The sequence below is a fragment of the Streptomyces musisoli genome, assembly GCF_016741855.1.
In the GTDB taxonomy this organism is placed as follows: Bacteria; Actinomycetota; Actinomycetes; order Streptomycetales; family Streptomycetaceae; genus Streptomyces; species Streptomyces musisoli.
In genome coordinates this window covers 470,310-483,780 of the sequence record NZ_JAERRH010000006.1, presented here as the reverse complement: position 1 = coordinate 483,780, position 13,471 = coordinate 470,310, and the positions used below count along the sequence as shown (strand labels likewise).

1 protein-coding gene is annotated in these 13,471 nt (G+C 74.5%); it reads right to left on the bottom strand.

Features of this window, described 5'->3' with window-relative positions; genetic code table 11:
• The coding region (locus tag JK361_RS19685) for a non-ribosomal peptide synthetase (protein WP_201819864.1) at positions 1-13,401 on the bottom strand (13,401 nt) is incomplete at its 3' end.
• Between the last annotated feature and the right edge of the window lie 70 nt (positions 13,402-13,471).

The window sequence follows — 13,471 nt, the reverse complement described above, 5'->3', positions numbered from 1 at the left end:
TCCGGCGTCGATCCGGACGTCCAGCAGATCGCCGCGGTACGACATGGCGGCGGGACGGGGCCGGTCGGCGGGCAGGTGCAGCTGGTCGGGCAGCCCGGCCAGGGCCTCGGTCCAGTGGGCGACCTGGCGCGCGAACACACTGTCCGTGTCGTGCTCGTCGCCGAGGATCTCGTGCTGCCACAGCGTGTAGTCGCCGTACGTCACCGGCAGCGGCGGCCATTCGGGAGCCGTACCGCCCCGCCGGGCGGCGTAGGCCGTGGCGAGGTCGCGGGCCAGCGGGCCCATGGACCAGCCGTCGGCGGCGATGTGATGCAGCACCAACAGCAGCACGTGCTCCCGCGGCGCGAGGGTGAACAGCTCGGCCCGCAACGGCAGTTCCGACGTCAGGTCGAAGGCCCGCTCCGCCGCCTCGCGCAGCAGGGCCGTAACCTCCGCCTCGCGGGCCGCGCGCACCGCCAGCGGGACGGTGACGTCGGCGGCGTCCAGCACCCGCTGGTGCGGAACGCCGGCGGTGTGCGGGAAGACCGTGCGCAGGGTCTCGTGCCGGGCGACCACGTCGGCGAGCGCGGCATGCAGCGCGGCCCGGTCGAGGTCGCCGGACAGCCGCAGGGCGAGCGGCATGTGGTAGGTGGCGCTCGGTGTCCCCAGTTGCTGGAGGAACCAGAGCCGGCGCTGCGCGAACGACAGCGGCATGGGCTCGCGGCGGGGCTGGGGCACCAGGGCCTGCCGCGCGGTGCCGGCGTCGTGCAGCCCGGCCGCGAGCCCGGCGGGCGTCGGCGTCCGGAACAGGCTGCGCAGTTCCAGCTCGACGCCGAGGGTCGCCCGGACCCGCGAGACCAGCCGGGTGGCGAGCAGGGAGTGCCCGCCCAGGTCGAAGAAGTCGTCGTCGGCCCCGACCCGCTGCACGCCCAGCACCTCGGCGAACAGCTCGCACAGGATCTGCTCCTGCGGCGTGCGCGGCGCACGGCCGCTCCCGGCGGTACCCGGTCCGGGCGCGGGCAGCGCCGCCCGGTCGAGCTTCCCGTTCGGCGTCAGCGGCAGCGCGTCCAGCAGCACGAACGCCGACGGCACCAGGTGGTCCGGCACCCGGTCGCCCAGGTACGCCGCCAGGGCCGCGGCCGTCACACCCGTCCCGGCCACGGCTGTCGCACTGGCGCCGGCTGTGGGCATGTCACCAGCCCGGGCCGTGGCCGTCGCGCCGGTCCCGGCCGTGGGCACCACGTACGCGACGATCCGGGTCTCGCCCGGACGGTCCACCCGGGCGAGCACCGCGACCTGGGCGACCCCCGGGTGCGCGGACAGCTCGGCCTCGATCTCGCCCGGCTCGACCCGGAACCCGCGGACCTTCACCTGGTGGTCCGTACGGCCTCCGAACTCAAGCTCCCCGTCGGCGCGCCAGCGGACCAGGTCACCGGTGCGGTACATGCGCGTACCGGCCGGACCGTACGGGTCGGCGACGAACCGTGTGGCGGTGAGCCCGGGCCGGTTCAGGTACCCGCGGGCGAGCCCCGCCCCGGCGAGGTACAGCTCGCCCGGCACGCCCGGGGCGACCGGCCGCAGCGCCGCATCCAGCACGTATACCCGGCAGTTGGCGATCGGCCGGCCGATCGGCACCGGCAGCGGGCAGTCGGCGGGGTCGGCCGGCAGCGGGTAGGCGGTGATCACATGGGTCTCGGCGGGGCCGTAGTGGTTGTGCAGCGCCCGGCCCGGCCGGCGTTCCTGAAAGCGGCGCACGGGACCGCCGAGGCGCATCGCCTCCCCGGCCTGCGCGACCAGCCGCAGGTGCGGCAGCCCGAGCCCGGCCTCCTCGGCGGCCTCGGCCAGCGCCTCGACCACCAGGTTGGGCGCGAACAGTTCCTCGACCCGGTGCCGGTCCAGCCAGCGGGCGAACAGCTCGGCACTGCGCCGCTGCTCCTCGGTCGGCACCACGAGGGTCTTGCCGTACAGCAGTGCGGAGAGTGTCTCCTGCACCGAGACGTCGAAGCTGATCGCGGTGAACTGGGCGGTGCGCGTGCCGGGTTCGCCGCCGACGGATCCGTGGTGCCACGCCAGCAGGTTCAGCAGCCCGGCGGCGGGCATCACCACGGCCTTGGGCCGGCCGGTGGAGCCCGAGGTGTAGATGACGTAGGCCGGGTGCCGCGGGTCCACGGCGACGGCCGGATCGTGCTCGGGCCGCTCCCCGTCCGGTGTGACGGCCGCGAGGTCGTCGAGGACCACGGCCGGTCGTGCGTCCTGGAGCATGTACGCGATGCGGGCGGCCGGGTACTCCGGGTCGACCGGAAGGTAGGCCGCACCCGTCTTGAGGACCGCGAGGACGGCGACCACCAGCTCGGGGGAGCGCGGCAGCCGCAGCGCGACGACCTGCTCCGGGCCGACCCCGCGCGCGATCAGCGCGTGCGCCAGGCGGTTGGCCCTGCGGTTCAGCTCGCGGTAGGTGAGTGCGGTGTCCTCGAACACCACCGCCGGCGCGTCCGGGGTCGCCCGCACCCGGGCCTCGAACAGGGCCGGCAGGCCGGCCTCGGGAGCCGGGCACGCGGTGTCGTTGCGCGTGACCAGCAGCTCGTGCCGCTCCTCGGCGGTGAGGACGTCGATCCGGCTCAGCGGCCGGTCCGGGTCGGCGACCACCGCCGTCAGCAGGCGCAGCCACCGGGCGACCAGCGTCTCCACCGTGGACCGGTCGAACAGGTCGGTGCTGTACTCGACCCGCCCGACGATGCCCTCGGCCGGCCCGCCGGTGCCGCCGCGCTCCAGCAGGTGGATGGAAAGGTCGAACATCGCCGTGGGCGTCCGCACGAGTACGATCTCGGCGCTCAGCCCGGGCAGGGCGAACTCGGTGCGGGGCACGTTCTGCAACGCGAGCAGCACCTGGAACAGGGGCTGGCGGGCGAGCGACCGGGCCGGATTGAGCGCCTCCACCAGGTGCTCGAACGGCAGGTCCTGGTGCGCGTACGCGGCCAGCGCGTGCTCCCGGACCCGCCCCAGCAGCTCGGCGAAGGTCGGATCGCCCGAGGTGTCGGTCCGCAGCACCAGGGTGTTGACGAAGAACCCGACGAGGTCGTCCAGGGCCTGGTCGGTCCGGCCGGCGATCAGGCTGCCGACCGGGATGTCCGTCCCCGCGCCGAGCTTGTCCAGCAGTGCCGCCAGGGCGGCCTGCAGCACCATGTAGGCGCTGGCCCCGTGCTCCCGGCCCAGCCGAATGAGCCCGGCGTGCAGTCCGGCGTCCAGCTCGACCGGCAGGTGGCCGCCGGAGTAGGAGGGAACGGGCGGGCGGTGGCGGTCGGCGGGCAGCCGGATCTGCTCCGGCAGGTCCGCCAGCGTCCGCGTCCAGTAGGCCGTCTGCCGGGCGGACAGGCTGTCCCGGCCCGCCGCGTCACCGAGCAGCTCGTGCTGCCACAGGGCGTAGTCGGCGTACTGGACGGGCAGCGGCGCCCACCGCGGTTCCCCGCCCCGGCAGCGCGCCGTGTACGCGGTGGCCAGGTCGGACGACAACGGGTTCAGTGACCAGCCGTCACCGGCGATGTGATGGACCACCAGCAGCAGCACATGCTCGTCCGGTGCCACCTCGAACAGCTCGGCACGCAGCGGCGGTTCGGTCGCGAGGTCGAACCCGCGCGCGGCGGCCGCCGCCAGCAGCTCCGGCAGGTCCGTCCCGTCGGCAGGAACGGCCCGCAGCCTCGGCCGTACCGACCCGGGGGCCAGCACCCGCTGGAACGGCACGCCGTCCGCCGCCGGGAAGACCGTCCGCAGGCTCTCGTGCCGGTCGACGACGTCGGCGAGCGCCTTCTCCAGGGCCACCCGGTCCAGCGGTCCGCGGAGCCGCCACGCCAGCGGCATGTTGTAGATCGGCTCTGCGCCCTCCAGCTGGTGCAGGAACCACAGTCGCCGCTGCGCGGACGACAGCGGCACCCGCTCGGGCCGCTCCGCCCGCCCGAGGGCGAGCCTGGCTCGGCCGGCGCCGCTCAGAGCGGCGGCCAGCCCGGCCACCGTCGGGGTGCGGAACAGGGTGTGCAGCGGCAGCTCGACGCCCAGGGTCGCCCGGACCCGGGCCACCAGCCGGGTGGCCAGCAGGGAGTGCCCGCCCAGGTCGAAGAAGCTGTCGTCGGCGCCGACCTGCGTCAGGCCCAGTACCTCGGCGAACAGCCCGGCCAGCACCTGCTCCTGCGGGGTGTGCGGCACCCTGCCGGCCCGCGATCCGGTGAACTCGGGCTCGGGCAGGGCGTGCCGGTCGAGCTTGCCGTTGGTCGTCAACGGCAGGGCGCCGAGGGTGACGAACGCGGCGGGCACCATGTAGTCCGGCAGCCACTCGCGCAGGTGGTCGCGCAGGTCCTCCGGCCGGAGCGCGGCGCCGTCGACGGGCACCAGGTACGCGACCAGGCGGGTGTCCTCCGCATGGTCCTTCCGGGCGATCACCGCGACCTGACCCACCTGCGGGTGCTCGGCCAGCGCCGTCTCGATCTCGCCGAGTTCGATCCGGAAGCCGCGGACCTTCACCTGGTCGTCGGCACGGCCGAGGTATTCCAGCTGGCCGTCGGAGCGCCGGCGCACCAGGTCCCCGGTGCGGTACATGCGCTCACCCGCCGCGCCGAACGGGCAGGCCACGAACCGCCCGGCGGTCAGCGCCGGCCGGTTCAGGTAGCCCCGTGCCACGCCCGGTCCGGCGAGGTACAGCTCCCCGGTCACGCCCGGCGGCACCAGGTCCAGCCGCTGGTCCAGCACATACGCCCGGAAACCGGCGACGGCACGGCCGATCGGCGGCACGCCGGACCCCGGCGACAGCGGCTCGCTGATCGTCGCGATCACCGTCGTCTCCGTCGGACCGTACGCGTTGATCATGCGGCGCCCCGGCGCCCAGCGCGACACCAGCTCCTGCGGGCACGCCTCACCCGCCACCGTCAGCGTCGGCACGGCCACCGCGTCCGGCGAGAGCGCCGCCAGCACGGACGGCGGCGCCGTCGCGTGGGTGAGCCCGAGGCTCGGGTCGGTCAGCGCCGCGACCGGCTCCGTCGCGGGTGCCGGCACCAGCGCCGCACCGGTGAGCAGAGCGCCGAGGATGTCCCACAGCGAGACGTCGAAGCTCGGCGAGGAGAACTGGAGCACCCGGCTGCCCGCGTCGATGAGGAGCCGCTCGGCCTGCACCGCCGCCATGCCCCGCAGGCCCGCGTGGCTCACCACCACGCCCTTGGGCCGGCCCGTCGAACCCGACGTGTAGATCACGTACGCGGCGTGCCGGGAGTCCACGGCCACGGCCGGATCGGTCTCCGGCCACTGCGACACGTCGGCCACCATCGCCGGGTCGTCGACCACCACGCTCGGCAGCGCGTCCTCCAGCATGAACGCGATCCGCGACTCGGGGTACCCCGGATCCACCGGCAGATAGGCGGCTCCCGCCTTCAGGACGCCCAGGACGGCCACCACGAACTCCACCGACCGCGGCAGGGCCACTGCCACGACCTGCTCGGCACCCACTCCGCGAGCGATCAGTGCGTGCGCGAACCGGTTGGCCCATGCATCCACCTGGCGGTACGTCAGTTCCACCTCCCCGGCGGCCAGGGCAACGCCTTCCGGGGTGGCCGCCACCTGGGCCGCGAAGGCCTCCGGCACGCTCCCGGTGACCGCTCCGTCCCCGACGGCGGGCAGCAGCTCGCGGCGCTCCTCGGGGGACAGCAGATCGACTCGGCCGAGCCGCTGCCGCGGGTCGGCGACGGCCGCCCTCAGCAGCCGCACCCAGCGCGCGATCAGCGTGTCGACGGTGGCCGGATCATACAGATCGCTCGCGAACTGGACGGACACGTCGATCCCGTCCGGGCGGCCGTCCCCGCTGTGCCGCTCGGACAGCGAGAAGACCAGGTCGAACTTGGACTCGGTCGTGATCAGCTCCACCTCGCCGACGCGCAGCCCGGGCGGGGCGAGATCGGCCCGGGGCGCGTTCTGCAGCACCAGCATGATCTGGAACAGCGGGTGGTGGGCCAGCGACCGCACCGGGTTGAGGGCCTCGACCAGATACTCGAACGGCAGGTCCTGGTGGGCGTACCCCGCCAGCGAGGTGTCCCGCACCCGGCCGAGCAGCTCGGTGAACGTCGGATCGCCCGAGGTGTCGGTGCGGAACACCAGGGTGTTGACGAAGTAGCCGACCAGCTCGTCCAGCGCCTGGTCGGTCCGGCCCGCGACCGGGCTGCCGACCGGGATGTCGTCGCCCGCGCCCAGCTTGCTCAGCAGCGCCGCCAGTCCGGCCTGGAGCACCATGAACAGACTGGTGCCGTGGGCGCGGGCCAGCTCGCGCAGGCCGCGGTGCAGCTTTGCGTCCAGCCCGGCCCGCACGAAGCCGCCCTGGTACGAGGCGACCGCCGGCCGGGGCCGGTCGGTGGGCAGCCGGAGCTGCTCCGGCAGGCCGGCCAGCTGCCGCTTCCAGTAGCCGGCTTGGCGGGCCAGCAGGCTGTCCCGGTCGGCCGCGTCGCCGAGCAGCTCGTGCTGCCACAGGGTGTAGTCGGCGTACTGGACCGGCAGCATCGACCACGGCGGCTCCTCGCCGCGGCAGCGCGCCGCGTAGGCGGCGGTCAGGTCCCGCGCGAACGGGCCCAGCGACCAGCCGTCACCCGCGATGTGGTGGAGCACCACCTGGAGCACGTGCTCCTCCGGCGCCAGCTCGAACAGCCCGACGCGCAGCGGGAGATCGACCGCCAGGTCGAACGGGCGGGCCTTCGCGGCCGCCAGCATGCCCGGCAGCGCGTCCTCGGCGGTCCGGCTCACGTCCAGCCGCGGGCGGCCCGCCTCGCCGTCCAGCACGTGCTGGTACGGGACCCCGTCCACCGCGGGGAAGACGGTACGCAGGCTCTCGTGCCGGGCCGCCACGTCCGCCAGGGCGGTCTCCAGGGCCCGCCGGTCCAGGTTCCCGGACAGGCGCCACGCCAGGGAGATGTGGTAGTTGGCGCCGGCCCCCTCCAGCTGGTGCAGGAACCACAGCCGCCGCTGCGCGAACGACAACGGCGTCCGCTCGGGCCGTGGGTGGGGCACCAGTGCCGTCTGTGCCCGGCGGGCACCCGCCAGGGCGCAGGCCACTCCGGCCGGGGTCGGGGTCTCGAACAGGGTGCGCAGCTCGAGTTCCACGCCCAGGGTCGCGCGGACCCGGGCGGCCAGACGGGTCGCCAGCAGTGAATGCCCGCCCAGGTCGAAGAAGTTGTCCTCGACACCAACCTCGGCCACTCCGAGGACCTCGGCGAACAGCTCGCACAGGATCTGCTCCTGCGGCGTACGCGGCGCGCGGCCGGTGTGCGCCGGAGCGAGGTCGGGTGCGGGCAGGGCACGCCGGTCCAGCTTGCCGTTGGCGGTCAGCGGCAGGCTGTCCAGGGTGACGAACGCGGCCGGCACCATGTACTCCGGCAGCCGCTCCCGCAGGTGTTCGCGCAGCTCGGCCGGGCGCAGGGCGACACCCGGGGCGGCCACCAGGTACGCGACCAGCCGGGTGTCGTCGGCGCGGTCCCGCCGCGCGAGGACGGCGACCTGGGCGACACCGGGGTGCGCGGCGAGCGCCACCTCGATCTCGCCGAGTTCGATCCGGAAGCCCCGGACCTTCACCTGGTCGTCGGCCCGGCCCACGAACCGCAGGCTGCCGTCCGCACTCCGGCGCACGACGTCGCCGCTGCGGTACATGCGCGCACCGGCCGGCCCGAACGGGTCGGCCACGAAGCGCCCGGCGGTCAGCCCGGGCCGGTTCAGGTAGCCGCGCGCCAGCCCGGCGCCCGCGACGTACAGCTCGCCGGGCACGCCCGGGGGCACCGGCCGCAGGTGGGCGTCCAGCACATACGTGCGCAGGTCCGGGAGGGCCGTGCCGACCTGGCCGGCGGCGGTGCCGGACCGGCCGAGCGCCGCGTACGTGACGTGCACTGTGGTCTCGGTGATGCCGTACATGTTGACCAGCAGCGGCGCGTCGTCCGGGTGCCGCTCGTACCAGCTCGCCAGCCGGGCGTGCTCCAGTGCCTCGCCGCCGAACACCACGGTGCGCAGGGCGAGCGAACGGCCGGTCTCCGGCGCCTCCTCGTCGGCCTGCATCAGCTGGTAGAAGGCGGACGGCGTCTGGTTGAGCACCGTCACCCGCTCACGGGCGAGGAGCTTCAGGAACAGGTGGGGCGAGCGGCTGGTCTCGTGGTCCACGACCACCAGACGGCCGCCGTGCAGCAGCGGGCCCCACAGCTCCCACACCGAGAAGTCGAAGGCGTAGGAGTGGAAGAGCGTCCAGACGTCCTCGGCGCAGAAGCCGAACAGTTCCTCGGTGGTGGCGAACAGCCGCACCACGTTCCGGTGCGGGACCACGACACCCTTGGGGTCGCCGGTGGACCCGGAGGTGTAGATGACGTAGGCGGGGTGTCCCGGATCGAGGGGGATCTCCGGGTCGGTGTCCGGCAGCCCGTCCAGGTCGGCGGCGTCCAGCAGGAGCCGGTCCACCGGCTCCGTGTCCGGCGGTCCGCCGGTCCGGCCCGTCGTCACGAGCAGCGACGGCCGGGCGTCCCGAAGCAGGTAGGCGATCCGGGCGGCGGGGTAGCGGGGGTCCACCGGAACGTAGGCGGCGCCCGCCTTGAGGACCGCCAGGACCGCCACCACCAGCTCGGCCGAGCGCGGCAGGGCCAGCGCCACGAGCTGCTCCGGCCCCACACCCCGGGCGATCAGCGCGTGCGCGAGCCGGTTGGCCCGGGCGTTCAGCTCGCCGTAGGTCAGCGTGTCCTCGCCGCTCACCACGGCGACCACCGCCGGGTTCGCCCGCACCTGCCGCTCGAAGAGCGCGGTGATGCAGCCTCCCGGCAGTTCCCCGCTCCGGCCGGCGGCGGCCGGCGAGTCCCCGCTCCGGCCGTCGACCGCCGGCGACTCCCCGTCCCGGCCGGCGGCGGCCGGCAGCAGCGCGCGGAGTTCGTCGGCGGACAGCACGTCCACCTGGCCGATCCGCCGGCCGGGGTCGGCCACCACGGCACGCAGCAGCCGCAGCCACCGCTCGGTGATCCCCTCCACGGTGGCCGCGTCGAACAGGTCGGTGCTGTACTCCACCAGGCCCGACAGCCCGTCGGTGCCGGGCCGTTCGGTCAGCATGAACGTCAGGTCGCACTTGGCCGTCCCGGTGTGGACGAGGTCGGCCGCCACGCGCAGCCGCGGCAGCTCGAACGTGCCGAGCGGCGCGTTCTGCAACGCGAGCATGGTCTGGAACAAGGGGTGGTGCGCCAGCGACCGGGTCGGGTTCAGTGCCTCCACGAGGTGCTCGAACGGCACGTCCTGATGCGCGTACGCGGCCAGCGCGTCGGCGCGCACGCGGCCCAGCAGTTCGCTGAACGACGGGTTCCCGGAGAGGTCGGTCCGCAGCACCAGGGTGTTGACGAAGAAGCCGACCAGGTCGTCCACGGCCTCGTCGGTGCGTCCGGCGATCGGCGTGCCCACGGGCACGTCGGTGCCCGCGCCGAGCTTGCCGAGCAGGGCGGCGAGCCCGGCCTGGAGCACCATGAAGAGGCTCGCCCCGCCGTCCCGGGCGAGCGCGCGCAGGCCCCGGTGCAGTTCGGCGTCGATCCGCACCGGCAGGTGGGCGCCCCGGTGGGACGTCACCGCCGGTCTGGGCCGGTCGAACGGCAGCTCGACCTGCTCGGGCAGGTCAGCCAACCGCTCCCTCCAGTAGCCCAGTTGAGCGCTCAGCAGGCTGTCGGGGTCGGAGCCTTCGCCGAGCAGCTCCCGCTGCCAGAGGGCGTAGTCGGCGTACTGGACCGGCAGCGCGGGCCACTCCGGCTTCGCCCCTTCGGAACGGGCCGCGTACGCGGTCGCCAGGTCCCGTGAGAGCGGCCCCATCGACCAGCCGTCACCGGCGATGTGGTGCACCACCAGCAGCAGCACGTGCTCCTCGGCGGCCAGCCGGAACAGTTCGGCGTGCAGCGGCGGTTCCCCGGAGAGCTCGAAGCCGTGCCGGGCCGCCTTTGCCAGCCGGTCCGGCAGGTCGTCCTCGCCGACCTCGGTCACCCGCAGTCGGGGCCGTGCCGCGTCGAGGTCCAGCACCCGCTGGCACGGCACCTCGTCGACCACCGGGAAGACGGTGCGCAGACTCTCGTGGCGCTCGACCACGTCCGCGAGGGCGGCTTCCAGGGCCCGCTCGTCCAGGTCGCCGGAGAGACGGAGCGCCAGCGGGATGTTGTACGTGGCGCTCGGGCCCTCCATGCGGTGCAGGAACCACAGCCGGCGCTGCGCGAAGGACAGCGGGACCGCCTCGGGCCGCTCGCGCCGCCCCGGTGCGGGCCGTGCCCGGCCCGCGCCGTCCACCACCGCCGCCAGCTCCGCCACGGTCGGCGCGTCGAACAGGTCACCCAGCCTCAGCTCGACGCCCAGCACCGACCGTGCCCTGGCGACCAGCCGGGTGGCGAGCAGCGAATGCCCGCCGAGGTCGAAGAAGCTGTCGTCAGGTCCGGCCTCGGCCACCCCGAGCACCTCGGCGAACAGCCCGGCCAGCACGTGTTCGGTCGCGGTGCGCGGAGCCCGGCCCGGGGCGGCCGCGGCCCGCTCGGGGGCCGGAAGGGCCCGCCGGTCGAGCTTCCGGTTCGGCGTCAGCGGCAGCGCGTCCAGCATCACGTACGCGGCCGGCACCATGTACTCCGGCAGCCGCTCGCGCAGGTGCTCGCGCAGCGTGGGCACGGCCACCGTGGCACCGGGCACCGGCACGAACCAGGCGACCAGCCGGGTGTCCTCCTCGGTACGCGCCAGAACGGCGGCCTGCGCGACCTGCGGGTGCTCGACGAGGACGGCCTCGATCTCGCCGAGTTCGATCCGGAAGCCGCGGACCTTGACCTGGTCGTCGGTGCGGCCGAGGAACTCCAGGTTCCCGTCCGGGTCCCACCGCACCAGGTCGCCGGTGCGGTACATCCGGGAGCCCGCCGGACCGAAGGGATCGGCCAGGAAACGGCCGGCGGTCGGACCAGGCCGGTTCAGGTAGCCCCGGGCCAGGCCCGCGCCCGCGATGTACAGCTCACCCACCGCTCCAGGCGGCATGGGCTGCAACGCGCCGTCCAGCACATACAGCCGGGTGTTCCCGACCGGCCGGCCGATCACCGGACGCGGGCTCGAGGCCAGCGGTGCGACGACCGAGTTCACCGTGCACTCGGACGGACCGTAGAAGTTCAGGCAGGACACCCCGTCGGCCGCGCGCAGCCGGTCCCACAGCTGCTCCGGGAGGGCCTCCCCACCCGCCGCGACCATCGCCGGACGCCACTGCGGGTCGTCCAGCATCCCGTGCGCGACCAGAACCCGGAGGTACGACGGGGTGGCCTCGACGAAGTCGAGCCGGCGGCGCCTGGCGTAGTCGACGAAGGCGTCCGGGTCGGTCCAGGTCGCCTGGTCGAGGACGTGCAGCTCGTGGCCCGCGAACAGGCTGAGCACCTGGTTCCAGGCCGCGTCGAAGGAGACCGACGTGGTCAGGGCCACCCGCAGCCGCTGCCGGTCCGCGAGCAGGGGCGGGAACAGGGTCTGCTGCTGATCGGCGAACAGGTTGAGCAGGCCGCCGTGGGTCGCCGCCACACCCTTGGGGCGCCCGGTGGAGCCGGAGGTGTAGATGACGTAGGCCGGATGCTCCGGGGCGACGGCCACCTCCGGGTCCGCTGCCGGGCAGTCCGCGACCATCGCTGCGGTCTCCGGATCGTCGACCACCAGCCACCCGGCGGGACCGGTCTCACCGAGCCGCTCCCGGGTGCGGGTGTCGGTCACCGTCAGGACCGGCCGGGCGTCGTCGAGCATGTACCCGATCCGGGCGGCAGGGTATTCCGGGTCGACCGGGACGTAGGCGGCGCCGGTCTTGAGCACCGCGAGGATCGCCACCACGAGTTCCGCCGAGCGGGGCAGGGCGACCGCGACCAGGCGCTCCGGCCCCGCCCCGCGGGCGATCAGGGCGTGTGCCAGCCGGTTCGCCCGCGCGTCCAGCTCCGCATAGGTCAAGGACGCGTCCGGCGCCACCACGGCGACCGCCTCCGGCGTCGCCCGCACCTGGGCCCGGAACACTTCCGGCAGGCTCTCGGCCGGGGCCTCGGCCACCGGGCCGGCGCCCAGCGCCAGCAGCTCACCCTCCTCGTCCGCGGCGAGCAGACCGATCCGGCCGACCGGCTCCTGCGGGGCGCAGCCCGCGACGGCGTCCAGCAGCGCGATCAGCCGCCGTTGGTGGACGGCGAGCTCGTCCTGGCTCCAGGTCTGGGGCGCGCCCTTGAGTTCGATCCGGAGTTCCTCGTCCCCCCGTCGGCCCACGACCCAGAGGGCCAGCCCGGTGGCCGGTTCCGGGAGCAGGTAGTGCAGCGTGGCGGGGTGCCCGGCGAAGCTCGACGCGGAGTCGAAGACGAGGATGTTGACGACGAGCGGGAACGCCGCCCCGGGGGACCCGGGAACGCCGAGGTCCCGGAACAGGTCCTCGCTGCGGTAGCGCTGGTGGGCGAGGGCCCCGTCGGCCTCCCGTGCCACCTCGGTGACGAGGTCGTGCCACCGCGTTTCCGGGCGCACCGGCAGGCGCAGGGGCACCACGTTCGCCACCGTGCCCGGCGTGGACATCAGGGCGCGTTCGGCGCCCTCGCGCCCGGTGACGGGGAAGGCGATCAGCACGTCCCGGTCCCCGGTGAGCCGGTGTGCGTAGAGAGCCGCCGCCGCGATCAGCGGGCGGGACCAGTGGACTTCGGTCTGCGCCGCCGCCGCTCGCAGCGTCTCCACCCGGAGCACCGCCGGTTCCACCGAGGGGCGCGGTCCGCTCCCGCCGCGCGGATCCCGGCCGGTGAGGTGAGTCGGTTCCGGCCGGTCGGCGAACCGCGCCGTCCAATGCGACCGATCGGAGGTGAACTGCGCCGAGGCGCGGTAGTCGGCGTCGCTGCGGATCAGCTGGTCGAGAGAACCGAACGGCGACGGCGGGACCCGGTCGCCCGCGGCGAGCGCCGCGTACATCCGCCTGATCCGCCGTCGGACGAGGGAGAGGCCGAACCCGTCCATCACCAGGTGGTGGTAGTTCTGGTACACGAGGTGGTGCACCGGTGAGAGGCTGATCAGCGCCAAGCTGAAGAGCGGGTCACGCGCGAGGTCCAGCGGACGCATCCGGTCCCGGGCCATCCACGCCAGCGCCGCCGCGCGTGGGTCGGGCTCCGAGCCCAGGTCGAGCAGACCGGGTTCCCAGTCCCATGTCCCGCGGACGACCTGCCGCGGCTCCTGCCCGTCGTCGACGAAACTCACGTGCAGCGCGTCGGTCTCGTCGACCACCCGGCGCATCGCGGTCTCGAGGAGCTCCGCGTCGACCGGGCCGTGGACCTCCAGGTAGTCGCCGATGCGGTAGGCGTCGAGCGCTGTCCGCGCGCGTTGCTCGGCGAGCCAGATCTCACGCTGGGCCGCCGTCAGGGGAAGGACGTCGCCGTCGCGACGGGACATGGGGGTACCTCCAGAAGTGTGGGCAGCGTGGTCGCCGGGCGCGCCGGGACGCGCCGACCGCGGTACGTCA